General features: G+C 65.4%; 25 protein-coding genes and 1 tRNA gene. 16 read left to right on the top strand and 10 right to left on the bottom strand.

Annotated elements, in window-relative coordinates; all coding sequences use genetic code 11:
* Window positions 1-89: 89 nt before the first annotated feature.
* Genes R2669_RS08910 through dkgB form a run of 3 tightly spaced genes read left to right on the top strand, consistent with a single transcriptional unit; the run spans window position 90 to window position 3,063 of the window.
* Window positions 90-1,034, top strand: coding sequence for a TIGR03571 family LLM class oxidoreductase (locus tag R2669_RS08910; RefSeq protein ID WP_316899722.1), 945 nt, complete (start codon window positions 90-92; stop codon window positions 1,032-1,034).
* Window positions 1,031-2,233: an MFS transporter gene (locus R2669_RS08905; protein WP_316899720.1), complete on the top strand. Its 1,203-nt coding sequence runs from the start codon at window positions 1,031-1,033 to the stop codon at window positions 2,231-2,233. The genes R2669_RS08910 and R2669_RS08905 overlap by 4 nt, the downstream gene beginning before the upstream one ends.
* Before the next feature lie 23 nt (window positions 2,234-2,256).
* Complete coding sequence (dkgB, locus tag R2669_RS08900) at window positions 2,257-3,063, top strand: 2,5-didehydrogluconate reductase DkgB (protein ID WP_316899719.1); 807 nt, start codon at window positions 2,257-2,259, stop codon at window positions 3,061-3,063.
* Window positions 3,064-3,145: 82 nt separating this feature from the next.
* On the opposite strand, the gene ilvD (R2669_RS08895) is transcribed toward dkgB, so the two are convergent.
* The 5 genes from ilvD (R2669_RS08895) to R2669_RS08875 form a co-directional block, all read right to left on the bottom strand.
* Window positions 3,146-5,005, bottom strand: a complete 1,860-nt coding sequence (gene ilvD, locus R2669_RS08895) for a dihydroxy-acid dehydratase (RefSeq protein ID WP_316889852.1) — start codon at window positions 5,003-5,005, stop codon at window positions 3,146-3,148.
* A gap of 202 nt (window positions 5,006-5,207) precedes the next feature.
* Window positions 5,208-5,292: transfer RNA gene (locus R2669_RS08890), tRNA-Leu, on the bottom strand.
* A gap of 66 nt (window positions 5,293-5,358) precedes the next feature.
* Window positions 5,359-6,243 carry an NAD(P)-dependent oxidoreductase gene (locus tag R2669_RS08885; protein WP_316899717.1) on the bottom strand — a complete coding sequence of 295 codons (885 nt, stop codon included), beginning with the start codon at window positions 6,241-6,243 and terminating at the stop codon, window positions 5,359-5,361.
* A 34-nt stretch (window positions 6,244-6,277) separates the two neighbouring features.
* Window positions 6,278-7,447, bottom strand: coding sequence for an ABC transporter substrate-binding protein (locus R2669_RS08880; RefSeq protein WP_316899716.1), 1,170 nt, complete (start codon window positions 7,445-7,447; stop codon window positions 6,278-6,280).
* Between the two features lie 41 nt (window positions 7,448-7,488).
* Window positions 7,489-8,430 carry a CysB family HTH-type transcriptional regulator gene (locus R2669_RS08875; RefSeq protein WP_316889790.1) on the bottom strand — a complete coding sequence of 314 codons (942 nt, stop codon included), beginning with the start codon at window positions 8,428-8,430 and terminating at the stop codon, window positions 7,489-7,491.
* A 155-nt stretch (window positions 8,431-8,585) separates the two neighbouring features.
* Between R2669_RS08875 and R2669_RS08870 the strand changes: the two genes are divergently transcribed.
* The 7 genes from R2669_RS08870 to cobA all read left to right on the top strand — a co-directional run bounded on the left by R2669_RS08870 (window position 8,586) and on the right by cobA (window position 15,679).
* Window positions 8,586-9,359, top strand: a complete 774-nt coding sequence (locus tag R2669_RS08870) for a sulfite exporter TauE/SafE family protein (protein WP_147213308.1) — start codon at window positions 8,586-8,588, stop codon at window positions 9,357-9,359.
* 127 nt (window positions 9,360-9,486) lie between these two features.
* Entirely contained in the window at window positions 9,487-11,148 is a 1,662-nt protein-coding gene (locus R2669_RS08865) for a nitrite/sulfite reductase (protein ID WP_316899714.1), read from the top strand.
* 18 nt (window positions 11,149-11,166) lie between these two features.
* The gene (locus tag R2669_RS08860) at window positions 11,167-11,712 is read left to right on the top strand and encodes a DUF934 domain-containing protein (RefSeq protein ID WP_012762603.1); all 546 of its coding nucleotides are present in this window, start codon (window positions 11,167-11,169) and stop codon (window positions 11,710-11,712) included.
* Complete coding sequence (locus R2669_RS08855; RefSeq protein ID WP_316899712.1) at window positions 11,709-12,536, top strand: phosphoadenylyl-sulfate reductase; 828 nt, start codon at window positions 11,709-11,711, stop codon at window positions 12,534-12,536. Before R2669_RS08860 ends, R2669_RS08855 begins: the two co-directional genes overlap by 4 nt.
* Before the next feature lie 20 nt (window positions 12,537-12,556).
* Entirely contained in the window at window positions 12,557-13,507 is a 951-nt protein-coding gene (cysD, locus tag R2669_RS08850; RefSeq protein ID WP_316899710.1) for a sulfate adenylyltransferase subunit CysD, read from the top strand.
* 2 nt (window positions 13,508-13,509) lie between these two features.
* Window positions 13,510-14,817: a sulfate adenylyltransferase subunit 1 gene (locus R2669_RS08845; protein WP_316899708.1), complete on the top strand. Its 1,308-nt coding sequence runs from the start codon at window positions 13,510-13,512 to the stop codon at window positions 14,815-14,817.
* Between the two features lie 55 nt (window positions 14,818-14,872).
* Window positions 14,873-15,679 carry a uroporphyrinogen-III C-methyltransferase gene (gene cobA / locus R2669_RS08840; RefSeq protein ID WP_316899706.1) on the top strand — a complete coding sequence of 269 codons (807 nt, stop codon included), beginning with the start codon at window positions 14,873-14,875 and terminating at the stop codon, window positions 15,677-15,679.
* Window positions 15,680-15,686: 7 nt separating this feature from the next.
* On the opposite strand, the gene R2669_RS08835 is transcribed toward cobA, so the two are convergent.
* Complete coding sequence (locus R2669_RS08835) at window positions 15,687-16,703, bottom strand: zinc-dependent alcohol dehydrogenase family protein (protein WP_316899705.1); 1,017 nt, start codon at window positions 16,701-16,703, stop codon at window positions 15,687-15,689.
* Between the two features lie 124 nt (window positions 16,704-16,827).
* Between R2669_RS08835 and R2669_RS08830 the strand changes: the two genes are divergently transcribed.
* Both R2669_RS08830 and R2669_RS08825 read left to right on the top strand, forming a co-directional pair.
* Entirely contained in the window at window positions 16,828-17,724 is an 897-nt protein-coding gene (locus R2669_RS08830; RefSeq protein WP_147213301.1) for a LysR family transcriptional regulator, read from the top strand.
* A 29-nt stretch (window positions 17,725-17,753) separates the two neighbouring features.
* Window positions 17,754-18,155 (top strand): 5-carboxymethyl-2-hydroxymuconate Delta-isomerase, encoded by a 402-nt coding sequence (locus R2669_RS08825; protein WP_316899703.1) that lies wholly within the window; start codon window positions 17,754-17,756, stop codon window positions 18,153-18,155.
* 10 nt (window positions 18,156-18,165) lie between these two features.
* Here R2669_RS08825 and R2669_RS08820 read toward each other — a convergent pair whose 3' ends face one another.
* The 3 genes from R2669_RS08820 to lptF are packed head-to-tail and all read right to left on the bottom strand — an operon-like array spanning window position 18,166 to window position 20,848.
* Window positions 18,166-18,537: a sirohydrochlorin chelatase gene (locus tag R2669_RS08820; RefSeq protein WP_316899701.1), complete on the bottom strand. Its 372-nt coding sequence runs from the start codon at window positions 18,535-18,537 to the stop codon at window positions 18,166-18,168.
* Window positions 18,537-19,730, bottom strand: coding sequence for an LPS export ABC transporter permease LptG (gene lptG, locus R2669_RS08815; protein WP_316899699.1), 1,194 nt, complete (start codon window positions 19,728-19,730; stop codon window positions 18,537-18,539). The genes R2669_RS08820 and lptG overlap by 1 nt, the downstream gene beginning before the upstream one ends.
* Window positions 19,730-20,848 (bottom strand): LPS export ABC transporter permease LptF, encoded by a 1,119-nt coding sequence (gene lptF, locus R2669_RS08810; RefSeq protein WP_147213297.1) that lies wholly within the window; start codon window positions 20,846-20,848, stop codon window positions 19,730-19,732. Before lptF ends, lptG begins: the two co-directional genes overlap by 1 nt.
* Window positions 20,849-20,982: 134 nt before the next feature.
* Here lptF and R2669_RS08805 point away from each other — a divergent pair, with 134 nt between their 5' ends.
* Genes R2669_RS08805 through R2669_RS08795 form a run of 3 tightly spaced genes read left to right on the top strand, consistent with a single transcriptional unit; the run spans window position 20,983 to window position 23,364 of the window.
* Window positions 20,983-22,491, top strand: coding sequence for a leucyl aminopeptidase (locus R2669_RS08805; protein ID WP_316899697.1), 1,509 nt, complete (start codon window positions 20,983-20,985; stop codon window positions 22,489-22,491).
* A 22-nt stretch (window positions 22,492-22,513) separates the two neighbouring features.
* Window positions 22,514-22,942 (top strand): DNA polymerase III subunit chi, encoded by a 429-nt coding sequence (locus R2669_RS08800; protein ID WP_316872991.1) that lies wholly within the window; start codon window positions 22,514-22,516, stop codon window positions 22,940-22,942.
* Complete coding sequence (locus R2669_RS08795) at window positions 22,939-23,364, top strand: DUF2486 family protein (RefSeq protein WP_316899695.1); 426 nt, start codon at window positions 22,939-22,941, stop codon at window positions 23,362-23,364. The genes R2669_RS08800 and R2669_RS08795 overlap by 4 nt, the downstream gene beginning before the upstream one ends.
* A 57-nt stretch (window positions 23,365-23,421) precedes the next feature.
* Here the strand turns inward: R2669_RS08795 and ilvD (R2669_RS08790) are convergent, their stop codons facing one another.
* Window positions 23,422-25,095, bottom strand: coding sequence for a dihydroxy-acid dehydratase (gene ilvD, locus R2669_RS08790; RefSeq protein ID WP_316889776.1), 1,674 nt, complete (start codon window positions 25,093-25,095; stop codon window positions 23,422-23,424).
* Between the two features lie 127 nt (window positions 25,096-25,222).
* Between ilvD (R2669_RS08790) and R2669_RS08785 the strand changes: the two genes are divergently transcribed.
* Window positions 25,223-26,167 carry a LysR family transcriptional regulator gene (locus R2669_RS08785; RefSeq protein WP_316899692.1) on the top strand — a complete coding sequence of 315 codons (945 nt, stop codon included), beginning with the start codon at window positions 25,223-25,225 and terminating at the stop codon, window positions 26,165-26,167.
* Window positions 26,168-26,172 lie beyond the last annotated feature (5 nt).

Here is a 26,172-nt window from a genome sequence, read left to right as displayed (position 1 = left end):
TGCAAAGGTTGAGCCCGCACACTGCGGTCCATGCTCATTACACCGGTTGGGGGCGCTCCGCCTTCAGCGCCCTTGGACCGGCCAAAACCATGTCCCCCGCACTCGACAAACTGACACACGGCGGCTTCAGCATTGGTATCGAGCTGCCGCTCGACAACGATTGGTCCCCCTCCGGGGATGCCAAGCGCCTGCGTGATGGGCGCCGCCACGGTGTGCCCGATATCGAGCACCACGCAAAGCTCGCGCAACTCGCGGACTCGCTCGGCTTTCGCGCCTTGTGGGTGCGCGATGTGCCGGTCTACGACCCCGCATTCGGCGATGCCGCGCAGGTGTTCGAAGTGTTCTCGTATCTGGGCTATCTGGCCGGCATCACCCGCAACATCCTGCTCGGCACGGCGGCTGTTGTGCTGCCGCTGCGCGAGCCGCTGCTGACGCTCAAATCGGCTGCGACGATTCAGGAACTGAGCGGCGGTCGTCTGTTGCTCGGCGTGGCCAGCGGTGACCGGCCTGTGGAATATCCGCTCTTCGGGCGCGACTTCGAATCGCGCGGCGCCAGCTTCCGCGACCAGGTCGCGCTATTGCGTGACGGCGCGCGGGGCAGCTTGCCCGCCGGCTTGGAAGTTCTTCCGGCCGTGCGCACGCCGCTTCCGCTGCTGGTGGCCGGCCTCGCGCAACAGACGCCGGCCTGGATCGGCACCCACATGGACGGTTGCCTCGCCTATCCGGGCACGCCGGCCGACCACGCGCAACGCGCCGCCGCATGGCGTGCCGTTGCCGGCGACAAGCCCTACGTGAGCTTCATCCACCTCGATCTGGCGGAAGACCCGCACGAACCGCTGCAGCGTCATCGCTTTGGCGCACGTGCCGGGCGCATTGCACTGTCCGAAGAATTGGCGGCGATGCGCGAAGCCGGTGTGCAGCATATCGGGCTGCATTTCCGCCGGAATCGTCGCCCGCTTGCTGAAACGTTTGCGGAAATCGCGGCAGAGGTCCTGCCCGCTTTCCATTCCTCTGCCTTGGAGTACACCGCATGAATTCCATCCAAACTTCCACCGGGCGCGAACGCAGCAGCGCGACGCTGCCGCTGCTCGCGCTTGCCGCCGGCGCCTTTGGCATCGGCACGACCGAGTTCTCGCCGATGGGCCTGCTGCCCGTGATTGCCGACGGCGTGCATGTATCGATTCCGCAGGCCGGCATGCTGATCAGCGCATACGCCATCGGCGTGATGGTCGGCGCGCCGATCATGACGCTGTTGCTCGCACGGTGGCCGCGCCGCAAGGCGCTGATCGCGCTGATGAGCATCTTCACCATCGGCAACCTGCTGTCGGCCGTCGCGCCCGATTACACGACGCTGCTGCTCGCCCGGCTCGTCACCAGCCTCAACCACGGCGCGTTCTTCGGGCTGGGTTCCGTGGTGGCCGCCAGCCTGGTGCCGCGCGAGAAGCAGGCCAGCGCTGTGGCAACGATGTTCATGGGACTGACGATCGCCAACGTGGGCGGCGTGCCGGCCGCGACGTGGCTGGGCCAGATGATCGGCTGGCGCATGTCGTTTGCCGCCACGGCAAGCCTGGGTCTCATCGCCATCGCCGGCCTGTTCACCGCACTGCCGAAGGGCGATGCCGGCAAGATGCCCAACCTGCGCGCCGAGCTGGCCGTGCTGACACGTCCCGTGGTACTTGGGGCGCTTGCCACGACGGTGCTCGGTGCCGGCGCGATGTTCACGCTTTACACGTACGTTGCACCGACGCTTGCACAGCTGACCGGCGCCTCGCCGGCGTTCGTGACGGCCATGCTGGTGTTGATCGGCATCGGTTTTTCGATCGGCAACATTGCTGGCGGCCGCCTGGCCGATCGCTCGCTCGACGGCAGCCTGATCGGCTTCCTGCTGCTGTTGATCGTGACGATGCTCGCGTTTCCGTGGCTCGCCAAGACGCACGTCGGTGCAGCCGCCGCGCTGTTGGTGTGGGGCATTGCCACCTTCGCGGTCGTGCCGCCGCTGCAGATGCGCGTGATGCGCGCCGCGGCTGAGGCGCCGGGCCTTGCATCGTCGGTCAACGTGGGCGCGTTCAACCTCGGCAATGCGCTCGGCGCGGCAGCGGGCGGTGCGGCCATCTCCGCAGGCCTGGGCTACGCGGCGGTGCCGATTGTCGGCGCGGTGATTGCTGCGGCAGGGCTTGCACTGGTTGGCCTGCACGTCGTGCAGCGCCGGACGCGCCTTGCCATGAACCCCTGATTCGATTTTCCTCGGAGCACAAGATGAACAAGATTCCCGCTTTCGGCCTCGGCACGTTTCGCCTGAAAGGCCAGGTCGTCATCGACTCGGTCCGCAACGGCCTCGAATTCGGCTACCGCGCAATCGACACGGCGCAGATCTACGGCAACGAAGCCGACGTGGGCGAGGCGATTGCCGGCTCAGGCGTGCGCCGCGAAGACCTCTTCCTCACGACCAAGATCTGGGTCGACAACTACGCCAAGGACAAGCTGGCGCCGAGCCTCGAAGACAGCCTCGCCAAGCTGCGCACCGATTACGTCGACCTCACGCTGATCCACTGGCCTGCGCCCAACAACGGCGTGTCGCTCGAAGAATTCATGACTGCGCTGGCCGACGCCAAGGCCCGGGGTTTGACGCGCGAGATCGGCGTCTCGAACTTCAACATCGCGCTGACGCAACAGGCGATGGCGGTGGTCGGCAAAGGCGCCATCGCGACGAACCAGATCGAGTTGAGCCCCTATCTGCAGAACCGCAAGCTCGTCGAATTCCTGCAGCGCGAGGGCATTCACGTCACGTCGTACATGACGCTTGCCTACGGCAAGGTGCTGGGCGATCCGGTGATCGGCGCGATTGCACAGCGGCACGAGGCAACACCGGCGCAGGTGGCGCTGGCCTGGGCGATGCAGCTGGGCTATTCGGTGATCCCGTCGTCGACCAAGCGTGAAAATCTTGCGAGCAACCTGCGTGCACAAACGCTGCAACTCACGGCCGACGACATGGCGCAGATTGCCGCGCTTGAGCGCAACGGCCGCGAGGTTTCACCAAACGGGCTGGCGCCGCAGTGGGATTGAACGTCGCGCTACCGACGCAATAGAAAAAGCCGCTCCGAAGAGCGGCTTTTTTCACGGTGACGAGCGCTTGGCCCGCGTTGCATCAGTCGTCCAGTTGCGACAGGTCGCGCACGGCGCCCTTGTCCGCCGACATGACCAGCTTGGCGTACGCCTTGAGCGCGGCCGACACCTTGCGCGGACGCGGCTGCGCAGGCTTCCAGCCCTTGGCGTTCTGCTCTTCGCGGCGACGCGCGAGTTCTTCATCCGACACCAGCACGTTGATCGTGCGGTTGGGGATGTCGATGCGGATCTTGTCGCCGTTGCGCACGAGGCCAATCGCGCCACCGGCAGCCGCTTCCGGCGAGCAGTGACCGATCGACAAGCCCGACGTACCGCCCGAGAAGCGGCCATCCGTCAGCAGCGCACAGGCTTTGCCCAGGCCCTTGGACTTGATATAGCTCGTCGGGTACAGCATTTCCTGCATGCCGGGGCCGCCCTTCGGGCCTTCGTAACGCACGACTACCACGTCGCCGGCCTTGACCTTGTCGGCCAGGATGTTCTCGACCGCTTCGTCCTGCGATTCCGTCACGTGCGCCGTGCCTTCGAATACGAGGATGCTTTCGTCCACGCCGGCGGTCTTCACCACGCAGCCGTCCAGCGCGATGTTGCCCCTCAGCACGGCCAGGCCGCCTTCCTTGGAGAACGCATGTTCGTGCGAGCGGATGCAGCCCTCGGCGCGGTCCAGGTCCAGGCTCGGCCAGCGCGTGTTCTGGCTGAACGCGACCTGCGTCGGGATACCGGCGGGGCCGGCACGGTAGAACGTCTGCACGGCTTCGTCCGACGTGCGGACGATGTCCCACTGGTCCAGCGCGTCCTTCATCGTGGGCGCGTGCACGGTGGGTGCGTCGGTGTGCAGCTTGCCGGCGCGGTCCAGCTCACCGAGGATGGCCATGATGCCGCCCGCGCGGTGCACGTCTTCGATGTGGTACTTGTTCGTGTTCGGCGCAACCTTGCACAGCTGCGGCACGACGCGCGAAAGGCGGTCGATGTCCGCCATCGTGAAGTCGATCTCGGCTTCCTGCGCGATGGCCAACAGGTGCAGGATCGTGTTGGTCGAGCCGCCCATCGCGATGTCCAGCGTCATGGCGTTCTCAAATGCCTTGAAGCCGACCGAACGCGGCAGCACGCGCTCGTCTTCCTGCTCGTAGTACTGGCGGGCCAGTTCGACGATGCGGCGGCCGGCGCGCTTGAACAGCTGTTCGCGGTCAGCGTGCGTGGCGACCACGGTGCCGTTGCCGGGCAGCGACAGGCCGAGCGCCTCGGTCAGGCAGTTCATCGAGTTGGCCGTGAACATGCCCGAGCACGAACCGCAGGTCGGGCAAGCCGAGCGTTCGACTTCGGCCACTTCCTCGTCGGAATACTTGCTGTCGGCTGCGATCACCATCGCGTCGATCAGGTCCAGCTTCTTGATCTCGATGGCCTTGGTGACGGGGTTGGCCAGGCGCGTCTTGCCTGCTTCCATCGGGCCGCCCGAGACGAAGATCACGGGAATGTTCAGGCGCATCGCGGCCATCAGCATGCCCGGGGTGATCTTGTCGCAGTTCGAGATGCAGACCATGGCATCGGCGCAGTGCGCGTTGACCATGTATTCGACCGAGTCGGCAATGATGTCGCGGCTGGGCAGCGAATACAGCATGCCGTCGTGGCCCATGGCGATGCCGTCATCCACGGCAATCGTGTTGAATTCCTTGGCAACACCGCCCGCGGCTTCGATCTCGCGCGCGACGAGCTGGCCCAGGTCTTTCAGGTGCACGTGGCCGGGAACGAACTGGGTGAACGAGTTGACCACCGCGATGATCGGCTTCTGGAAGTCTTCGTCTTTCATGCCGGTGGCGCGCCACAGCGAGCGTGCCCCCGCCATGTTGCGGCCGGCGGTGGAGGTTTTGGAACGGTATGCGGGCATTTTGGGTGCTGAAGAAAGTCGATGGTGGGGCGGGCCACGCGGATAAAGGCCCTCGCGCGCCCGTGCGATCAACCTCTTGAGCCGCGCCCGGGGCAAAACCGCCATTATCCCACGCCGCGCTGGGCGTGTTGCCGGCTGTCATCGCGTTGGCGAACGCCCAATGAAAAAGCCGCTTCTGCGTGAACAGAAGCGGCTTGAATTCTGGTGCCCGAGGCCGGAATCGAACCGGCACGCCTTGCGGCGGGGGATTTTGAGTCCCCTGCGTCTACCAATTTCACCACTCGGGCAGGTGCTGATGAGCCGGCAATTATGCCAGAAGTCCGGCCAGCCAAACAAGGCGGGCCGGAAGACGTTCAATCCGTCTGCTGGTTGTTCTGCTGCTCGAGCACGCGCAGCAGCGACGCCGTATCGTCATATCCCCAGCCATTGGCGACCAGCGTATTGAGCTGCGAAGCGACCAGCTCCATCGCCGGCATCTGCAGGCCGAGTTCCTGAGCGATCTCTCGCACGAGGCCGAAATCCTTGTCGTGCAAGCGCGCTTCGATGCCGGCGGCAAAGTTGCGCTCGGCCATCTTGGGCCCTTCCAGGTCGAGCATGCGGCTACCGGCAAAGCCCGGGCCGATGGCGGCCAGCACGCGCGACGGATCAGTGCCTTGGGCGCGTGCAAACAGCATGGCTTCGGCAATGCCCTGGATGTTGATGACCTGCACGATCTGGTTGCACGCCTTGGCGACCTGGCCGGCGCCGTGATCGCCGACGTGCGTGATCGTCGTGCCGAGCAGTTGGAGCAGCGGCCGCACGCGTTCCAGCACCTCGGCCTTGCCGCCGACCATGATCGACAGCGTTGCCTTCTGCGCGCCGGCAGTGCCGCCGGAGACCGGCGCATCCAGGAACTCCAGGCCCGCCGCTTTCAGATCAGCTGCGATCCGGCGCGTGGCCACAGCGGAGATCGTGCTGTGATCGATGCACACGGCGCCACGCGGCGCGCCATGGATGACGCCGTCCGGCCCGAGCAGCACGCTTTCCACATCGGCCGTGGACGTGACGTTGGTGAAGATCACCTCCGCGTCGCGCGCCGCTTCGGCGGTGGTGTTGCAGGGCTCGGCGCCGAGGGCGCGGGCGTTGTCGGCGGCTTCCGGACGGCGCACATAGGCGCGCACGGTGTGTCCGGCGGCAATCAGGTGCTGGACCATCGGCGTGCCCATGTTGCCGAGGCCGATGAAGGCAATGCGTGTCATGGCAAATCTCTGCGTGTTGCGTATTGATATCGAATTAGCGCGGGCCGGCGTATGCGAAACGGCCGTTCTTGATGATGCCCATCACGCGCGAACGTTGGTCGAAGCCTTGGTGATCCTGGGCATTCAGGTTCAGCACGCCGTTGGGCACCGTCAGATCGCGCGTGGTTTCCAGCGCGTCGCGCAGTGCGGCGCGGAAGGCGGGGGTGCCGGGCTTGGCGCCGCTCTTGAGCGCCCGCGCCGTGGCATTGTCGAGCAGCTGCCACGCGCCCCATGCATCGCCCGCGAACTGCGTGACGGTGTTCGCGCCGTACTTGGCTTCATAGCGATCGGCAAATTCCACGGCCACCTTGCGCACCGGGTGGCTGGCCGGCAACTCGCGCGCCACCACCACGGGGCCGGTCGGGAAGAGCGTGCCTTCCACGTCCTTGCCGCCCACCTTCAGGAATTCGGTGCTGGCGATGCCGTGTGTCTGATAGATGCGGCCCTTGTAGCCGCGCTCGACCAGCGTGCGCTGGGGCAGGGCGGCCGGGGTGCCGGCGCCGGCAATCAGGATGGCGTCAGGCTTGGCGGCCATCAGCTTGAGGATCTGGCCCGTCACGCTGGTATCTGTGCGCGCAAAGCGCTCGTTGGCCACCACGCGCAGCTTGCGTACCTCGGCCAGCTTCGAGAATTCACGCCACCAGCTCTCGCCATACGCATCGGTAAAGCCGATGAAGCCGACGGTGTGCACGCCGTTGTCCGCCATGTGCTGGGTGACGAGCGTGGCCATCTGCGAATCGTTCTGCGGCATCTTGAAGGCCCAGCGGCGCTTGGCGTCCTGCGGTTCGACGATGGAGGCCGAGGCGGCGAGCGTGACCATCGGCGTCTGCCCTTCGGCCACGGCATCGAGCGAGGCCAGCGCCGTCGGCACGATCGTCGGGCCGACGATGACATCGACCTTGTCTTCGGCGATCAGCTTGCGCACGTTGCGCACCGCCATCGACGGGTCGGAGGCATCGTCCAGCACGATGACCTGCGCGCGCTGGCCGCCGATGGTCGCCGGCCACATCTGTACGGTGTTCTTGCTGGGAATGCCGATGGCCGCGGCGGGGCCGGTGGTCGACAACACCACCCCAACACGGATGTCGGCTCGGGCGGGCAGGGCGATGGCGGCGGCGCTGGCAAAGAGCGCCATGCCGCACAGCAGGCGACGTCGGGTCGTCATGAAATCTCCGGGAGGTTCGAGTGTTGCAGATTGCCGGCGGATCAAAGCTCGTACGCTTCGTGATCGCCGGACATGAGTTGTTCGACCAGCTTGCGCGTGAGCGTCGGCGCAAACAGTTCGATGAAGGTGTAGACGAAGCCGCGCAGGTACGCCCCTTGTTTGACGCCCAGGTGCGTGACGTTGGTGCCGAACAGGTGGCCGGCCGGAATGGCGCGCAGGTTGCGGTCGCGCTCGGCATCAAACGCGACGCCGGCCACGATGCCCACACCCAGGCCCACTTCCACGTACGTCTTGATGACGTCCGCGTCGATGGCTTCGAGCACGATGTCGGGCTTGATCTGCCGCAGCTCGAAGGCGTGGTCGATCTTGGGGCGCCCGGCAAAGTGCTGGTCGTACGTGATGATCGGATAACCCTTCAGGTCTTCCAGCGTCAGATGCTGGCGAGACAGAAGCGGATGATCGGGCGGCGTTACCACCACATGCTGCCACTGGTAGCCCGGGATCGAGATCAGATCCTTCACGTGCGACATGCCTTCGGTGGCGATGGCAAGGTCGGCCTGATCGTGCAGCACCATCTCGGCAATCTGCGCCGGCGTGCCCTGCTGAATGGAAAGGCGCACCTTGGGGTATTTGCGCGTGAACTCGGCAATCGCCTTGGGCAGCGCGTAGCGCGCCTGCGTATGCGTGGTGGCGATGGTGAAGTTGCCCTGGTCCTGCGCGGCGTAATCCTTGCCCACGCGCTTGAGGGTTTCGACCTCTTCCAGGACGCGCTCGACGGAGGCGAGGATGCGCCGTCCCGGCTCTGTGAGGCCCCGGATGCGCTTGCCGTGCCGGGTGAAGATATCGACGCCCAGCTCCTCTTCCAGCTCGATGATGGCCTTGGAGACGCCGGGTTGTGATGTATAGAGCGCTTTTGCGGCCTCTGTCAGGTTGAATTTCTGCCGCACGGCTTCGCGCACGAAGCGGAATTGGTGAAGGTTCATGGCTGCGCGGTCGATAAAGAAGAACGGGTGCGAACTGAACGCTACTTATAACCGAGGCCATATAAACAAACAATTTTTTATTGGTTTGGGATATGAGGCCAGTTCATTACGATGCTCGAACTTCGTGATAACACGCCCTCACTGTCTCCCGCGCCATGACGCTCGCCTATACGGTTTCCGGTTTGCTGGTCGGCCTGTTGGTCGGCCTGACGGGCGTTGGCGGCGGCTCGCTGATGACACCGCTGCTGACGCTGATGTTCGGCTTTTCGCCGGCGACCGCCGTTGGCACTGACCTGGCATTCGCTTCGTTGACCAAGGGCGTCGGCACGATCGCGCACCGCAGCCACGGCCATGTCCGCTGGGACATCGTCAAGCGCCTCTGCCTGGGCAGTCTCCCCGCGGCGCTGGTGACGGTGATCGTGCTGAAGAACGCCGGCAACCTCGACGCTGAATGGATGCACCTGATTCGCCTGACGATCGGTGTGTCCGTCATCCTGACCGTCATTTCGCTGCTGTTCCGCCAGCGCGTGCTGGGCTGGTTGGCCCGCAACCCGCGCTATCGCCTCCAAGGCTCGGCGCTGGCCGTGGCCACCGTTGTCGTTGGCGCGGTTCTGGGTGTGCTGGTGACGGTGTCGTCCATTGGCGCCGGCGCCGTTGGCGCGACGCTCATCCTCGTCCTGTATCCCGAATTGAAGAGCGCCGAAGTGGCTGGTACCGACATCGCCTATGCGGTGCCGCTGACCGCCGTGGCGGGCCTGGGCCATATGTACCTGGGCACGATCGACTGGAACCTGCTGGTGTCGCTGCTGGTGGGCTCTATCCCGGGTATCTGGCTGGGCGCGCGCCTGTCGAAGAATCTGCCGGAACGTCTGGTGCGCGGCGCGCTTGCCGCCACGCTGACGATCACGGCCATCAAGCTGGTGTCGTGATGCGTGATTTCATGTCGGCCCTGCTTGGTTGTTGCTGCTGTCGTTGAACCGACGGCAGCAGCCACACAAAGAACCGTTTCCCCCAATTGAATCGCACGCCGGCCCAGCCGGATTGGACTGAACAGTCATGTACCAATACGACGCTTACGATCACCGCCTCGTCGCCGACCGCGTCGCGCAATTCCGCGACCAGGTGCGCCGCCGCATTTCGGGCGAACTGACGGAAGAAGAGTTTCTGCCGCTGCGTCTGCAGAATGGTCTGTACTACCAGCGCCACGCCTACATGCTGCGCGTGGCGATTCCGTATGGCCATCTGCGCGCCAAGCAACTGCGCATGCTCAGCCACATCGCCGCCGAGCATGATCGCGGCTACGGCCACTTCAGCACGCGCCAGAACATCCAGTACAACTGGATCGAGCTGGAGCAGGTGCCGGACATCCTCGCCAAGCTGGCCTCGGTCGAGATGCACGCCATCCAGACCTCGGGCAACTGCATTCGCAACATCACGACCGACCAGTTTGCCGGCATCGCGCCGGATGAGTTCGTCGATCCGCGTCCGCTGGCGGAAATCCTTCGCCAATGGTCGACGTTCATTCCTGAATTCGCCTTCCTGCCGCGCAAGTTCAAGATTGCCGTGTCGGCCTCGCGTGAAGACCGCGCTGTGACGCAAATGCACGACATCGGCGTCTACGCCTATGAGAAGGACGGCCAGACGCTGCTGCGCATCCTGGCCGGCGGCGGCATGGGCCGCACCCCGATCCTGGGCGCGATCATCAAGGAAGACCTGCCGTGGCAGCACATGCTGTCGTACATCGAGGCCGCCGTGCGCGTGTACAACCGCTACGGCCGCCGCGACAACAAGTACAAGGCGCGCATCAAGATTCTCGTGAAGGCCATCGGCGCGGAAGAATTCGCCCGCCAAGTGGAAGAAGAGTGGCAGCACATCAAGGACGGCCCGGCGACCATCCCGCAGGCCGAGTTCGACCGCGTGGCGCAATTCTTTGCGCCGCCCGCCTACGAAAAGCTGGCCGACACCGACGCCGCCTATGAAAAGGCACTCTTGGAGAACAAGGCGTTCGCCCGCTGGGTGAGCCGCAATGTGCATCCGCACCGCGTGCCGGGCTACGCCGCGGTCACGCTGTCGCTCAAGCCGGGCGTGGCGCTGCCCCCGGGTGACGCGACGGCCGAGCAAATGGCGCTGGTGGCGGATTGGTCCGAGCGCTTCGGCTTTGGCGAACTGCGTGTCGCGCACGAGCAGAACCTGATCCTGCCGGACGTGAAGAAGCACGACCTGTTCGCGCTGTGGCAACTGGCCAAGGAACACGGCATGGCCACCGCCAACATCGGTCTGCTGACCGACATCATTGCGTGCCCGGGCGGCGATTTCTGCTCGCTGGCCAACGCCAAGTCGATCCCCATCGCGCAGGCGATCCAGGCGCGTTTCGACGATCTCGATTACGTGCACGACCTGGGCGAGCTGTCGCTCAACATCTCGGGTTGCATCAACTCGTGCGGCCACCACCACGTCGGCAACATCGGCATCCTCGGTGTCGATAAGCACGACGAAGAGTGGTACCAGGTGTCGCTGGGCGGCGCGCAGGGCAACGATTCGGCGATCGGCAAGATCATCGGGCCGTCGTTCAAGGCCGAGGAGATGCCCGACGTGATCGAACGCATCATCGACACCTTTGTCGCCAACCGCAGGGAAGACGAGCTGTTCATCGACACCTACCACCGCATCGGCATGGCCCCGTTCAAGGAACGCGTCTACGCCCGTGCAGAAGCCTGAATGCCGAGGGAAACGAACATGAGCAAGATCATCAAGCTGCAAAACGGTGCCCCGCAAATCGTGGCTGACGAATGGACCGTGCTGCGCGCGCCGGAAGGCGGCGAGTTGACGCAAGCCGATGTGGACGCCGCCGCGCACGCAATCGTGCCGCTGGCTTATTGGCAAGCCCATCGTGACGCGCTGCTCGGCCGCGCTCGCGCCGGCACGCTGGCCGTCTGGTTGGCTCCGGACGATGAGCCGTTCGCGCTGGAGGCAGACCTGCCGAACCTGTCCCTGGTGGCGGTGGATTTCCCGGTCTTCCGCGATGGCCGCGGCTACAGCACCGCCTTCCTGCTGCGCCAGCGCCTGGGCTTCACGCGCGAGCTGCGCGCCATCGGCGACGTGCTGCGCGACCAACTCGACTTCATGCGCCGTTGCGGTTTCGACGCCTACGCCGTGCGCGCAGACAAGAACATCGATGATGCACTGAATGGCTTCGGCGAGATCAGCGTGCGCTACCAAGGTGCCGTCGACGAGCCGCGTCCGTTGTTCCGCCGCGAGCGTGCCGTTCAGGAGGCCGCGTGAGCGACGTGCAAGACGTGAGCGTGTCCGAAGTGCCGGTGTCTGCAATCGGTCGCCCGGTGCTCTGGACGCGTCCGGCCTACACCGGCACGGCGGAAGCCCTGGCCGCGAAGGAAGCCGCGCTGTTCGAGCGCCTGGCAGAGATCGCCGCCAAGCACGGCGTGGCGAAGTTCGCCACCAGCCTGGCTGCCGAAGACATGGTCGTGACCGATGCGATCCTGCGCAGCCCTGAGGCCGTGCGCGCGCACCTGCCGATCTTCACGTTGCAGACGGGCCGCCTGCACGCCGAAACGCTGGCGATGCTCGACCGGATCCGCGCGCACTACGGTTATGCGATCGAGCAGTACGCACCGGACGCCCGCGCAGTGGAAGCCTACGTGCGCGACCATGGCCTCAACGCGTTCTACGACAGCATCGAACTGCGCAAGGCCTGCTGCAACATTCGCAAGGTGGTGCCGCTGAACCGCGCACTGAAAGACGCCGACGCGTGGCTTACGGGCCAGCGCCGCGAGCAGGCGGTTACGCGTGCCGACCTGCCGTTTGCCGAAGATGACGAGGCCCGCGGCATCGCCAAATACAACCCACTGTTCGACTGGTCCGAAGCCGAAGTCTGGGCGTACCTCGAACAGCACAACGTGCCGACCAACGCGCTGCATGACAAGGGCTATCCCAGCATCGGCTGCGAGCCTTGCACGCGCGCAGTGCGCGCCGGCGACGATGTGCGCGCCGGCCGGTGGTGGTGGGAATCGCGCGACAGCAAGGAATGCGGTCTGCATGCGGCAAATGCGGTGACAAATTCGGCGACGAGCCCGTCGCAAAAGAATTGAGCGAAAGCGAAGGAAGAATCATGGGAGTGATGAGTGAGATCCCCGGCACGGCCCTGACGCCCGTGCAGAACGAACACCTCGACTGGCTGGAAGCCGAGTCGATCTACATCATCCGCGAGGTGGTGGCCGAGTGCCGCAACCCGGCGCTGCTGTTTTCGGGCGGCAAGGATTCGATCGTGATGCTGCATCTGGCGCTCAAGGCCTTCCGCCTGGGTGACCGCAAGATTGAACTGCCGTTCCCGCTGGTGCACATCGACACGGGCCACAACTACCCGGAAGTGATCACCTTCCGCGACGAGCAGGTTGCGAAGCTGGGCGCGCGCCTGGTGGTCGGCCATGTCGAAGATTCCATCAAGCGCGGCACCGTGCGCCTGCGCAAGGAAACTGATTCTCGCAACGCCGCACAGGCCGTCACGCTGCTGGAAACGATCGAATCGCACGGCTTCGATGCCCTGATGGGCGGCGCCCGTCGCGACGAAGAAAAGGCCCGTGCGAAGGAACGCATCTTTTCGTTCCGCGACGAGTTCGGCCAGTGGGATCCGAAGGCGCAGCGCCCGGAACTCTGGAGCCTGTACAACGCCCGCATGGCGCAGGGCGAGCAGATGCGTGTGTTCCCGATCTCCAACTGGACGGAACTCGACGTGTGGCAGTACATCGCTCGCGAAAACCTCGCACTCCCGCCGATCTACTACGCGCATCAGCGTGAAGTCGTGCGCAAGAACGGCCTGCTGGTGCCCGTCACGCCGATCACGCCAAAGGCCGACGGCGACGTGAGCGAAGTCCTGTCGGTGCGCTTCCGCACCGTGGGCGACATCAGCTGCACCTGCCCGGTGGCGAGCACCGCCGCCACGCCGGCCGAGATCATCGCCGAGACGGCCGTGACCGAGATCACCGAGCGCGGCGCCACGCGCATGGATGACCAGACGAGCGAAGCTTCGATGGAAAAGCGCAAGAAGGAAGGGTATTTCTGATCATGACAAATCAAGCATCGCACCAAGGCCTGCTGCGCTTCATCACCGCCGGTTCCGTCGACGACGGCAAGAGCACGCTGATCGGTCGCCTGCTGTACGACAGCAAGGCCGTGCTGACCGACCAGCTGCAAGCGCTGGCCAACGCCAAGAACAAGCGTACTGCCGGCGAGCAGATCGATTTTTCGCTGCTGACCGACGGCCTGGAAGCCGAGCGCGAGCAGGGCATCACGATCGACGTGGCGTACCGCTATTTCTCGACCGCACGCCGCAAGTTCATCATTGCGGATACGCCGGGCCATGAGCAGTACACGCGCAACATGGTGACGGGCGCCTCGACCGCGCACGCCGCCATCATCCTGATTGATGCGACGCGCGTGACGACCGTCGACGGCAAGACCGAGCTGCTGGCCCAGACCAAGCGCCATTCGGCCATCGTGAAGCTGCTTGAACTGCAGCACGTGATCGTGGCCATCAACAAGATGGACCTGGTCGACTACAGCGAAGCGCGCTTCAACGAAATCCGCACCGCCTACGATGCGCTGGCCGCACAACTCGGCCTACGCGACGTGCGCTACGTGCCGGTCTCGGCCCTGCGCGGCGACAACATCGTGCATCCGTCCGAAGCCATGCCGTGGTATCAGGGCGAGCCGCTGCTGGCGCTGCTCGAAGACCTGAAGGTGGAAGAGACCGCGCCCGTGGGCGACGATGCGCTGCGCTTCCCGGTGCAGCTGGTGGCGCGCCAGGACGGCTCGCAGGCGGACGACTTCCGCGGCTACATGGGCCGCGTCGAAGCCGGCACCGTGCGCGTGGGCCAGGCCGTGCGCGTGCTGCCCGCGAACCGCGAAACGACCGTGGCCGAAGTGCTGACGCCCAATGGCGCAGCCGCTTCTGCCGGCCCCGGCGAGACCATCACCGTGCGCCTGGCCGACGACGTGGACATCTCGCGCGGCGACACCATCGTCGCAGCCCCGACGACTGCCGCCAACGCTGCCAAGAAGCTGCACGCGGACCTGTGCTGGTTCGACGAACACGAACTGAACCCGGCCCGCAAGTACGTGCTGAAGCACACGACGTCCACCGTGTTCGCACGCGTGTCGGACGTGGAGCGCGTGCTCGATGTGCATACGCTGTCGCACGAAACCGGCCGCAAGCAGATCGCGCTCAACGATATCGGCACGGTCAACATCAGCCTGCAAAAGCCGATCGTCTGCGATACGTACGGCGACAACCCGGCCACCGGCGCGTTCATCCTGGTGGACGAAGCCACGCACCATACGGTGGCGGCTGGCATGATCCGTGCATTTTCCTGATGTGAAAGGGGCGCGTAAGTTGCGCCCCGCAGGAAAAAGCAAAGGAACCTAGGCAATGGAAGCGAAGACCCCCAAAACGCTTGGCCACGTGAGCCTGATTGGTGCGGGCCCTGGCGCCGCAGACCTCATCACGGTGCGCGGTGCACGGTTGTTGGGCGAAGCCGAGGTTGTGCTGCACGACGCACTGGTCTCGCCGGAGGTCTTCCAGTACTGCCCGCAGGCCGTGCTGATTGCGGTCGGCAAGCGCTGCGGCAAGCGCTCGACCGCGCAGCGCTTCATCAACCGCCAACTCGTCGATCTGGCCACTAAGTATCAGCGTGTCGTGCGCCTCAAGGGCGGCGATCCGATGCTGTTTGGCCGTGCTGATGAGGAATTGCAAGCGCTCGAGCAGGCCGGCATCGACTACGAAGTCGTGCCGGGCATTACCGCTGCGCTGGCAGCCGCGTCCGCCATCCGCCAGCCCTTGACCAAGCGCGGCGTCGCCCGCAGCGTTGCGTTTGTTACGCAAGCCAAGGCGACGGATCCGGATACGCCGCAACCCGAAGGCGTCGTGCCGGAACCCGTGGCGCAGGCCGATTCGCTGGTCTACTACATGGGCCGTGATCAAGCCGCCTCCATCGCGGCGGACCTGATCGCCCGTGGCCGCGCGCCGTCAACGCCCGCCTGGGTGGTCGAGGCCGCAACCACACCGGAGCAGCGCTCGGCCTGTTTCACGCTGCGGCAAATGGCCGATGGCGCCGCCGCCCAGTGGATCAACCCCGAACACCCGAGCCTGCTGATGATCGGCGACGCGTTTGCCGCGCGGGCTACGGCATCCGCGCCGGAAGTCCTCGTCAGCGAGCCGCACATCCTGGCCGCCTGAGCGACGCTCAGAACGTCAGCGCCACCTTCCCGAACACCGTTCCGGCTTCCATCGCCCGGAACGCCTCCCGCGCTTCCTGCCACGGCCGTACCTGATCGACGATCGGGTGCAAGCCGTGCACCGCCAGCGCCCGATTCATCGCCTCGAACGACGCGCGCGATCCGACCGACGCCGGCCGGATCACCGCCTTGCGCGCGAAGATCTCCAGCGGATTCACGCCACCCTCGCGCCCGGCCAGATAGCCGACCAAGTGGATCTGCCCGCCAACCCGCAACGCTTTCAGCGAGCGCTGCAGTGTGCCCCCGCCACCCACTTCGATGACGTGATCGACGCCGCGGCCGTCCGTGCGCGCGAGCACCGGTTCGTGCCATTCGGGCGTCACGCGGTAGTTGATCGTGTCCGATGCGGGCACACCCAGCCGGCGGACGCGCTCCAGCTTGGCGTCGCTGCTCGACAGCACGATGGGCCGCGCGCCGGCCATCAATGCGAACTGCACCGCGAACATCGCTACACCGCCCGTGCCTTGCACGAGCACGGTCTCGCCGGGTTGCAGGCTGCCCGCTTCGATCAGGCAATGCCACGCGGTCAGGCCTGCGCAGGGCAGGGTGGCCGCTTCGGTGTCGCTCAGGTGCGGCGGCACGACCACCGCGCCGCCCGCGTCCAGGCGGATGGTGTCGGCCAGCCAGCCGTCAATCGGGCCGCCGAGCATGCGCCGCGTGTCGGCATTGCGAAAGTCGCCGCCGTCCCAGCGTTGCCAGAAGGTGCCTGCGACACGGTCGCCAAGGCGCACCCGCGTTACGTTGTCGCCGATCGCCACGACTTCGCCTACGCCGTCGGACAACGGAATCAGCGGCAGCGGAAAGCGCGTGAAGAACGTGCCCGAAACGATCTCCAGATCGCGGTAGTTCAATGAGGCGGCGCGCGTGCGCACGATGATCTCGTCAGGACCCGGCGTGGGGTCGTCGCGCTCGATGGCGCGCAGGGCGTCAATGCCGTAATCGTCGGTCAGTGCCAGAGCTTTCATGGGTTCCTCGTTGTCGGGGGAAATGGACTGTACGCACGGTGCGTCTGGCGATACTGTCGCGCCTGGCTTAAGATGAATCCAATTCAATTTGGTCAGAAAAAACATAACGATTAGGAATATCGCCATGCTCGAGGAGATGCGCACTTTTGTGTTGTTGGCGCAGACCGGCTCGATCGCCCGCGTGGCCGAGCGCCTGCCGCTGACGCAACCGGCCGTGACCAAGCAGATTCAGCGGCTGGAGCGCGCGCTGGATACGGTGCTGTTCGACCGTCGCGTTAAGCCGTTCCGACTCACAGCTGAGGGCGAAGCGGTGCTCGCGCGGTGCCGCACCATCGTTGGCGAGTTCGAAGCCCTGCGCGGCAGCGTGCGCGCAACGGGCGAGCCGGAGGGCGTGCTGCGCGTCGGCGTGAGCCACGCGGTGGGCGATGCGCGGTTTGCGCGCGTGCTGGCTGGCCTGCGCGAGCGTTATCCGGCCGTGTCGTTCCGGTTGAGCTGCGAGTGGGGCGGCGTGCTGCGAGAGCGTCTCAACCGCGCAGAGCTGGACGCCGCGCTGTGGCTGGCGCCGTCCGGCGCGCGCGGTTACCACGCCGATGCCGGCATCCGCGTGATCGGCACCGAGCCGGTCCGCTTGATCGCCGCGCCCTCGCGCAAGCTGCCGGCCACGCTGTCGATGGCGCAAGTGACCGACGAGGCCTGGGTGCTGAACCCGGCCGGCTGCGAGATGCGGGCCTGGCTGCTGGGCCGCTACGAGGCCGATCGATTGACGCCGAACGTGGCTGCCGAGGTGCAATCGGTGCCGTTGCAGCACGCGCTGGTGGCCGAGGGTTTTGGGCTCGGTTTCGCGCCGGTGAGGCTGATTGAGCCGCAGATTGCCGAGGGCACGCTGTCGATGCACAGGCTTGCCTCGGCGCCCTCCGTCTGGGATGTTTGCGTGCAGCGCGCACCCTCGCTGGGGCGCCTGGCACGTGTGGTGGATGCGCTTGAAGCCGCGCTGTCCACCGAGGCGGCAGCGGCGCGTTAATCACCTAAGCCATCTCTGGACGCCCGCGAATGCCGCACGTCATCATCGAATACACCGCCAATGTCGAAGCCGATGCGCGCATTCCTGAGCTGATGCGCGTGCTCAACGAAGTGCTCATGGGCCATGCGCATGTGTTTCCGGTTGGCGGCATCCGCACGCGCGCGCTGCGCCTCGATCAGTACCGCATGGCCGACGGCGCCGAAGATGACGCCTTCATCCACGTGACCTTCCGCATCAAGGCAGGCCGGCAAAAAACCGTGACGGGGCCGATCTGTGCAGCCATGTTCGCCGCCATGCGCACACATCTGGCCGACGTATTTGCGCGCCGCTATCTCGGGTTGACACTGGAGTTGGTGGAGTTTGACCCGCATGGCTTTCACGTCGAGAACAACGTGCATGCGCGTTTTGCGCGCGTCGCGGAACCGCGGTAGGACGTCTGGCTTAGCCGAGTTGCCGCACGCAGTAACCCGCAATGGCGTCGAGCACGGCGTCGTTTTCGCCAACGGCGTCGACGCAGCGGATGGAGAGCGCGGGGTGGGCCTGCGCGCATTGCGCGACCAGCGCGGGCAGGTCGCGCCGCAGGTGTCCGCCCTGGCCGAAGAACACCGGCACGATGGTGATGCTCTGTGTGCCGCTTGCGGCCAGGTCATCGATGGTGCTCGGCAGATCGGGCGCCATCAGTTCAAGAAAGGCGAGGCGCGTGTCGACGTCCGGTTGCTGTGCAGCCAAACGGGCTTGCAGGCGATCGAATGGTTCGCGCCAGCGGGCATCGCGAGCGCCGTGTGCGAACAGGACAAGCGCGCGCTCGGCCATCAGTGGCGCTCCACCCAGCGCAGGCTGACCAGCGCCAGTGCCAGATACAGCGCGCCCGGCACGATGGCCGTGAAGATGGCGGGCCAGGTGTTCAGCAGGCCGACGTGCGAGAAGAGGTTGTTGACGAGCTGGAACGACAGCCCGAGCATGATGCCTCCGAATACCTTCAGGCCAACCGCGCCCGCACGTGCATGCAGATACGCAAAGGGCAGGGCCAGCGCCATCATCACCAGCACGGTGAACGGATAGACCACCTTCTTCCACAGCGCGATCTCGTAGCGCTGCGTGTCCTGCTTGTTGTCGCGCAGGTGGCGGATGTACTGGAAGAGGTCCAGCGTGGCCATGCGGTCAGGCGTCACCATCAGCACCGACAGGATCTGCGGCGTGAGCTCGGATCGCATCTGCTGCTGCGGCAGCTTGGTTTGCTCGCCGCGGAAGTCGGGCGCCAACGCGTCGGGAGCGCCGGGCACGGCCTGCACCGTGTCCTGCGGGGCGACGGTGCCCGGCTTGCGCGGGAATTCAATGAAGCGCGTCTCCGTCACGCCATTCAGTTGCCAGTTCTGGTGGCCTTGATAGCGCGCCTGCTCCGCTACGCGAATCGAACTCAGGCGGTAGTCCGAATCGAATTCATAGATGCGCAGCCCCTTGATGGACTGGTCGGGCTGCAGCGACCCGACATTGACGAAGCGGGTGACTTCGCCGCCCGTGCCGTCCGGCTTGGCGGGGCCGCGATCCTTCACCCACACGCCTGAGCGGAAGCCGGCCGACACCGTCGCGCCCAGCGCTTCCAGTCGCACCTTCTGTGCGTACTCTTCGGCCTTCGGGCCAATGAATTCACCAAAGATGTACGTCACCAGTGCCAGCGGCAGTGCAATCTTGAACAACGACAGCAGCGCGCGGCGCGTATCGAGCCCCGCCACGCGAAAGATCGTAAATTCTGACTGGCTCGCCATCTGCGAAAACACATAGATGGCGCTGATGAGCGCCGCCACCGGAATCACCTCATACACACGCGTCGGCGCTTGCAGCATCACGTGGAAAAACGCGACAAGCGTGGTGTAGCGTCCGACCACCGAGCCCAGCTCGCCCAGCATGTCGAAGAAGATGAACAGCGCCAGCACCGCAAACAGGATGAAGACGAACACGCCGTAGATCTGGCGCGCGAAGTATTTCTCGTAGACCGGCATCTTCATCACGCACCCGCCTTCTTGGGTGCGAAGCCGAGCAGGGCGGAAATCCCCTTCAGGCCGGCCGCGCTGTAATGCCGAAAGCGGAACAGCAGCACCGCGCAGATGAAGGCGACCAGGTGGATCGGCCACCAGGCCATGAACACATTCATCTTGCCCTGCGAGACCCACGCCTGCGACAGGTTCAGCAGGTTCGAATACGTCAGGTAGATCAGCACCGCGAAGATCATTGGCGTGTAGCGGCCCAGGCGCGGGTTGACGTAGGCCAGCGGAATGGCGATCAGCACGAAGTTCAGCGCCAGCAGCGGCAGGCCGATCCGCCAGACCAGTTCGCCGAGGTTCTCGGGCGTCGGGTTGGCGAGCAGATCCTTCGTGGAGCGGCTCTTGGTCGGCAGGTTGGCGTCAGCCTGCGGCGGCTTGTTGGCCACCTTCACGCCGTATTTGTCGAATTCGACGATGCGGTAGTCGAGCTTGCCGGGGGTGCCTTCATAGCGGCGGCCCTTGTCGAGCACCACAAAGCGGTCGCCGTTGGGCATCGTCTTGAATTCGCCCGTCTTGGCCATCGCCACGCCGATCTTGTCCTGCTCCGCATTGGCGACGAACAGGTTGCGGGCGTGCTTCATGCCGTTATCAACGCCCTCGATGAACAGCACGTAGTTGCCGTGCGCGGGCTCGATGAAGCGGCCGGCGGAGATCATCGACAGCACGTCGCGCTGCTCGAAGCGGTCTCGGAACAGCGCGCTCTGCTGGTTGGCCCACGGCCAGCCGAACAGCGCCAGCAGCGCCACCAGCACGATGAACGGCAGCGAGAAGCGCAGCACCGGGCGGATGAAATCCGTCAGGCTGATGCCCGAGGTGAACCACACCACCATCTCGGAATCCTTGTACCAGCGCGTCAGCACGAGCAACACCGAGATGAAGAGCGTGGCGCACAGCAGAATCGCCAGGTAGCCCAGCGTTGCGAGGCCGATGAGGAGCAGGACGTCATTCGGGTTGGCCTCGCCGTTGGCGGCCATGCCGAGAATGCGGATCACCAGGGTGGTCAGCATGAACGTCAGCAGCACGAGGAAGACGGCGCCGGCAGTAAAGGACAGCTCGCGTCGCAGGGCTTGTTCGAAAATCATGCGGATGCGGGAAGGGAGGACGAGGTCTAGGCCAGGTTGGGACGATGCGTGCCCATCTAGGTTCCATCGGAGCCCCCGCGCAAAATGGCGGATAATGTGGGCTTTCGTTGACTCGCCTCATAGAGAGAAGCGCGATGGAATTTAGCACAAAAGCCCTGGACTGGGCCAAAGCCGGCGCCCTGGCCGCCAAGAGCGATTGCCTCGTGATCGGTCTGTTCGAGTCGCAGACCCTGGCCGGCGCCGCAAAGGCGCTGGACGTGGCCACCAAGGGCCTGGTTGCCCGTCTCGTCAAGCTGGGCGACTTTGAGGGCAAGCGCGGTACGTCGCTGCTGCTGCACGAAGTGGCCGGCGTGGGCGCCGCGCGCGTGCTGCTGGTCGGTCTGGGCAAGGAAGCCGACTTCACCGACCGCGCCTACGCCGAAGCCGTGCGCACAGCGCTGCGCGCGCTGGCCAGCACCAAGGCCGCCAGCGTGACGTGGACGCTCACCGAACACACCGCGCGCGACAAGGACACCGTCTGGGCCGTGCTGACCGCCGTCACGCTCATCCGCGAAGCCAGCTACCGCTTCATCGAGCGCCATCCGGAACTCAAGAGCAAGCGCGACAAGAACGGCACCAGTCTGCGCAAGCTGGTGCTGGCCGTGCCGACTGCCGATGCCAAGGCCGCCAGCGTGGCCGCAGCGCGCGGCACCGCCATCGCCAACGGCATGGACCTCACGCGTGACCTGGGCAACCTGCCGTCCAACATCTGCACGCCGACGTACCTGGCCAATACCGCACGCCAGATCGCCAAGGATTTCAAGCTCAAGGTGGAAGTGCTCGGCCGCAAGCAGATCGAGGCCCTGAAGATGGGGGCTTTCCTGGCCGTGACGAAGGGCAGCGTGGAGCCGCCGGCATTCATCGTGCTGCGCTACGACGGTGGCCCGGCCAAGCAGGCGCCGGTGGTGCTGGTCGGCAAGGGCATCACGTTTGATACGGGCGGCATCTCGCTCAAGCCGGGTGAGGGCATGGACGAGATGAAGTACGACATGTGCGGCGCTGCCTCCGTGCTCGGCACGCTGCGTGCTGTGGCCGAAATGGGCCTCAAGCAGAACGTCATCGCCGTGGTGCCGACCTGCGAGAACATGCCCAGCGGCGTCGCCACCAAGCCGGGCGATGTGGTGACCAGCATGTCGGGCCAAACCATCGAGATCCTGAATACCGATGCCGAAGGCCGCCTGATTCTGTGCGATGCGCTCACCTACGTGGAGCGCTTCAAGCCGGCGGTGGTGATCGACGTGGCAACGCTCACGGGCGCCTGCATCATCGCGCTAGGCCACATCAACACCGGCATGTACGCCCGCAGCGATGCGCTGGCCGATGCCCTGGTGGCGGCGGGCAAGCAGTCGCTCGACACCGCGTGGCGCATGCCGCTGGACGAGGAATACCAGGAACAGCTCAAGTCCAATTTTGCCGACATGGGCAACATCGGCGGCCGCCCGGCCGGCAGCGTGACGGCCGCCTGCTTCCTGGCGCGCTTTACTGAAAAGTACGACTGGGCTCATCTCGACATCGCTGGCACGGCGTGGAAGAGCGGCGCGGCCAAGGGCGCCACGGGCCGCCCGGTACCGCTGCTGACGCGCTTCCTGATGGACCGCGGTTGACGAGCCGGAGGCACTGCACCGTATGACCCGCGTCGATTTCCACAGCAATGTGCCCGGCAAGCTGGCGTATGCCTGCCGGCTCGTGCGCAAGGCCTACGGCGCAGGCCAGAAGGTGATCGTGGTCGGGGATCAGGCTGCGCTGCAAGCGTTCGACACGCAGTTGTGGACGTTCAGCCAGCTCGATTTCCTGCCGCATTGCGGCCTGCGGCATCCGCTGGCCGCGCAGACGCCCATCCTGCTGGCCGATGCAACTGAGCCGCTGGACGACGCACCGCATCACGACATCCTCGTCAACCTGTCGTTCGATCCGCCGCCGCTGTTCGCGCGCTTCGAGCGGCTGATCGAGATCGTGGGCGATGACGATGCCGATCGCGCCGCTGCGCGCGATCGCTTCCGTTTCTACCGCGATCGCGGTTACCCGATCCAACACCACGACGTGGGGCGCGCATGACCGACGGACGCTATCCCGGGTCCCAGGCGGACAACAACATTCCAGTTCTGACGGAGATTGTCGAGCTGGAGGATGCCGCGCCCACGGCAGCGCCCGCCGCGACGCCGCCCGCGCCCGTTGCGGCTCCCGGCGCAGATGTGCCGCCCGCCCTGCGCGAGCAGGGCCTTGCGCCGACTTCGGCCATGCCACCCGCCGGCACCGACGCCGCCCGCGTGATGGGCGACGTGATGTGGCGTTTCCAATCCGAATGGCCAGCGCTTATCGAAGCGCAGTGCCGTGCCGCCATGGAGTCGCGCCTGTCGTTGCTGAGTGAGCAGCTCGCAGCGGAATTGACCCGCACGCTGGAGGCCCGTCTGATGGATTGGCTGGGTGCCGCGCTGGACGATGCGCTCGCCGCGCAGCAGAAGCCACCGCATCGCTGATCGCACAAAGAAAAACCCGCCGTCTGGCGGGTTTTTTTGTGGGGTGTCGCGAACAACTCAGTCCGTTACCGCGCCCTTGCTGGCCGTTGCTGCCAGTTTCGCGAACTTCGCCAGCACGCCGCGCGTGTAGCGCGGTGCGGGTTGCTTCCAGGCGGCGCGGCGGCGCGCGAGCTCGTCGTCCGGCACATTCAGCTGCAGCAGGCGCTGGTGCGCGTCGATGGTGATCGAGTCGCCTTCCTGCACGAGGCCGATCGTGCCGCCCACGTACGCTTCTGGTGCGACGTGGCCGACCACCATGCCCCACGTGCCGCCCGAGAAACGTCCGTCGGTGATAAAGCCGACCGACTCGCCCAGGCCCTTGCCGATGATGGCCGACGTCGGGGCCAGCATCTCGGGCATGCCCGGACCGCCCTTCGGCCCCAGATAGCGCAGTACGAGGATGTCGCCGGCCTTGATCTGGTCGCCGAGGATTGCGCTCATGGCGCTTTGCTCGTCGTCGAACACGCGCGCCGGGCCGGTAATGACGGGGTTCTTCAGGCCGGTGATCTTCGCCACGGCGCCTTCCTCGGCAAGATTGCCTTTCAGGATGGCGAGGTGGCCTTCCTTGTAGAGCGCCTTGTCGATCGGCAGGATCACGTTCTGATCGGCGCGCGGCTGGTCGGGCACATTGGCGAGTTCTTCCGCCAGCGTCTTGCCCGTGATGGTGATGCAATCCCCATGCAGCAGGCCGGCGTTGAGCAGCAGCTTCATCACCTGCGGGATGCCGCCGGCCTCGTGCAGGTCGGTCGCCACATACTGGCCCGACGGCTTGAGGTTGCAGATGACGGGCACGCGCTGGCGGACCCGCTCGAAGTCATCGATGGTCCATTCCACTTCGGCCGCGTGGGCAATGGCCAGGTAATGCAGCACGGCGTTGGTCGAGCCGCCGGTCGCCATGATGACGGCCACGGCGTTTTCGATGGATTTGCGCGTGATGATGTCGCGCGGCTTCAGGTCGCGGCGCACGGCTTCGACGAGCACGCGGGCGGATTCGGCGGCGCTGTCGACCTTCTCCTGATCGGGATTGGCCATCGTCGATGAATACAGCAACGACATGCCCAGCGCTTCAAACGACGAACTCATCGTGTTGGCCGTGTACATGCCGCCGCACGAACCGCTCGACGGGCAGGCGTTTTTCTCGATGCCCTCGAAGTCCTCCTCGCTCATGCGGCCGGCGGTGAATTCGCCCACGGCCTCGAACGACGACACGATGGTCAGGTCCTTGCCCTTCCAGTGCCCCGGCTTGATGGTCCCGCCGTACACGTAGATGCCCGGCACATTCGTGCGCGCCAGGGCGATCATGCCGCCGGGCATGTTCTTGTCGCAGCCGCCGATGACGACGACGCCATCCATCCATTGGCCGTTGACGCAGGTCTCGATGCAGTCGGCAATCACTTCGCGCGAGATCAGCGAGAACTTCATGCCCTCCGTGCCCATCGACATGCCGTCGGAAATGGTGGGCGTGCCGAAAATCTGCGGATTCGCGCGGGCGTCTTTCACGGCAGCCACCGCGGCATCGGCCAGCTTCTGCAGGCCGGAGTTGCACGGCGTGATGGTCGAATGGCCGTTGGCCACGCCGATCATCGGATTGTTGAAGTCGTCTTTCGTGTAGCCCAGCGCGTAGTACATCGAGCGGTTGGGGGAGCGCGCCACGCCCTGTGTGATGTGCTGTGAACGCTTGTTGTCTGGCATGGGGGTCTCCGTGGGTCGGCACTATCGTTGTAGTCAACTGGCTGGCGCCCAGCATGCGCTTGGAGAAATGGCGCGTCAAATATATTATTGAGAGATTATTAAGTCGTAAAAAGTATCAATTGCCGATATGGATCTGCGCCAGCTTCGCTACTTCGTGACCGTTGCCGAAGAACTGCATTTCGGCCGTGCCGCCGAGCGGCTTTCGATGACGCAGCCGCCGCTGTCGCAGCAGATTCGCGCATTGGAAGACGAACTGGGCGTCACGCTGTTCCACCGCACGCAGCGTTCCGTGGCGCTGACGGCCGTCGGCGCGCGCTGGCTGGGCGAAGTGCGACGCGTGCTGGCAGAGGCGAACGCGCTGCCGGGGCTCGCGCAACGGCTGGCGCGGGGGGAGGTCGGCACGCTGTCGCTGTCCTTCGTCAGCACCGCCGATTACGGCATCCTACCGGCCTTGCTGCGGCATTTTCGCGATGCGCGCCCCGATGTGCAGCTTCTGCTGCGCGAGGCCACGAGCGATGTGCAAATCGAAGCGCTGCTGGCGGGCGATGTGGATGCCGGCGTCGTGATTGCACATCACGCCGGCTCCGTACCGGGCGAGCTGGAATACCGCCCGCTGGTGCGCGAGCGTCTCGTGCTGGCGGTACCCGCGTCGCGCGCGGCGCAATGGGGCGCGGTGCCCGGCCAGCCGATTGCCCTGGCGGACGCCGCGGCCGAACCGCTGATCATCTTCCCGCGGCGGTCCGCGCCTGCGCTGTATGACATCATTACCGGCTATCATGCCGCGCACGGCGGACGGCCCGAAGACCCCGGCGCCGCCACGCGCATCGGCCAGGAAGCCATTCAGATGCAGACCATCGTCAGCCTCGTTTCCGCCGAGATGGGCGTCGCGCTGGTGCCTGCATCGCTATGCAACCTCCAGCGGACCGGCGTGGTCTATCTCGAACTCGCCGCGCCCAGCCCGTTCATCGAGACCGGTCTGGTGTGGCGGCGCGATGCGGCTTCGCCGGTGCTGCCGTGGTTCGTGGCCAGTGCGGAAGCCGTCGCCAAGCTGCAAGAAGACAACCAAACCTGAAACCC

The sequence above is a fragment of the Ralstonia edaphi genome (genome assembly GCF_958350185.1).
In the GTDB taxonomy this organism is placed as follows: Bacteria; Pseudomonadota; Gammaproteobacteria; order Burkholderiales; family Burkholderiaceae; genus Ralstonia; species Ralstonia edaphi.
This window is presented reverse-complemented; position numbering and strand designations above follow the sequence as displayed.

Coding starts and splice junctions, on each gene's coding strand:
- dkgB (WP_316899719.1), top strand. CDS start 2,257: ATGAACAAGATTCCCGCTTTCGGCCTCGGCACGTTTCGCCTGAAAGGC.
- R2669_RS08825 (WP_316899703.1), top strand. CDS start 17,754: ATGCCGCACGTCATCATCGAATACACCGCCAATGTCGAAGCCGATGCG.
- R2669_RS08865 (WP_316899714.1), top strand. CDS start 9,487: ATGTACCAATACGACGCTTACGATCACCGCCTCGTCGCCGACCGCGTC.
- R2669_RS08820 (WP_316899701.1), bottom strand. CDS start 18,537: ATGGCCGAGCGCGCGCTTGTCCTGTTCGCACACGGCGCTCGCGATGCC.
- R2669_RS08795 (WP_316899695.1), top strand. CDS start 22,939: ATGACCGACGGACGCTATCCCGGGTCCCAGGCGGACAACAACATTCCA.
- cobA (WP_316899706.1), top strand. CDS start 14,873: ATGGAAGCGAAGACCCCCAAAACGCTTGGCCACGTGAGCCTGATTGGT.
- R2669_RS08785 (WP_316899692.1), top strand. CDS start 25,223: ATGGATCTGCGCCAGCTTCGCTACTTCGTGACCGTTGCCGAAGAACTG.
- lptF (WP_147213297.1), bottom strand. CDS start 20,848: ATGATTTTCGAACAAGCCCTGCGACGCGAGCTGTCCTTTACTGCCGGC.
- R2669_RS08910 (WP_316899722.1), top strand. CDS start 90: ATGTCCCCCGCACTCGACAAACTGACACACGGCGGCTTCAGCATTGGT.
- R2669_RS08870 (WP_147213308.1), top strand. CDS start 8,586: ATGACGCTCGCCTATACGGTTTCCGGTTTGCTGGTCGGCCTGTTGGTC.
- lptG (WP_316899699.1), bottom strand. CDS start 19,730: ATGAAGATGCCGGTCTACGAGAAATACTTCGCGCGCCAGATCTACGGC.
- ilvD (WP_316889776.1), bottom strand. CDS start 25,095: ATGCCAGACAACAAGCGTTCACAGCACATCACACAGGGCGTGGCGCGC.
- R2669_RS08875 (WP_316889790.1), bottom strand. CDS start 8,430: ATGAACCTTCACCAATTCCGCTTCGTGCGCGAAGCCGTGCGGCAGAAA.
- R2669_RS08880 (WP_316899716.1), bottom strand. CDS start 7,447: ATGACGACCCGACGTCGCCTGCTGTGCGGCATGGCGCTCTTTGCCAGC.
- R2669_RS08845 (WP_316899708.1), top strand. CDS start 13,510: ATGACAAATCAAGCATCGCACCAAGGCCTGCTGCGCTTCATCACCGCC.
- R2669_RS08800 (WP_316872991.1), top strand. CDS start 22,514: ATGACCCGCGTCGATTTCCACAGCAATGTGCCCGGCAAGCTGGCGTAT.
- ilvD (WP_316889852.1), bottom strand. CDS start 5,005: ATGCCCGCATACCGTTCCAAAACCTCCACCGCCGGCCGCAACATGGCG.
- cysD (WP_316899710.1), top strand. CDS start 12,557: ATGGGAGTGATGAGTGAGATCCCCGGCACGGCCCTGACGCCCGTGCAG.
- R2669_RS08805 (WP_316899697.1), top strand. CDS start 20,983: ATGGAATTTAGCACAAAAGCCCTGGACTGGGCCAAAGCCGGCGCCCTG.
- R2669_RS08885 (WP_316899717.1), bottom strand. CDS start 6,243: ATGACACGCATTGCCTTCATCGGCCTCGGCAACATGGGCACGCCGATG.
- R2669_RS08905 (WP_316899720.1), top strand. CDS start 1,031: ATGAATTCCATCCAAACTTCCACCGGGCGCGAACGCAGCAGCGCGACG.
- R2669_RS08835 (WP_316899705.1), bottom strand. CDS start 16,703: ATGAAAGCTCTGGCACTGACCGACGATTACGGCATTGACGCCCTGCGC.
- R2669_RS08860 (WP_012762603.1), top strand. CDS start 11,167: ATGAGCAAGATCATCAAGCTGCAAAACGGTGCCCCGCAAATCGTGGCT.
- R2669_RS08830 (WP_147213301.1), top strand. CDS start 16,828: ATGCTCGAGGAGATGCGCACTTTTGTGTTGTTGGCGCAGACCGGCTCG.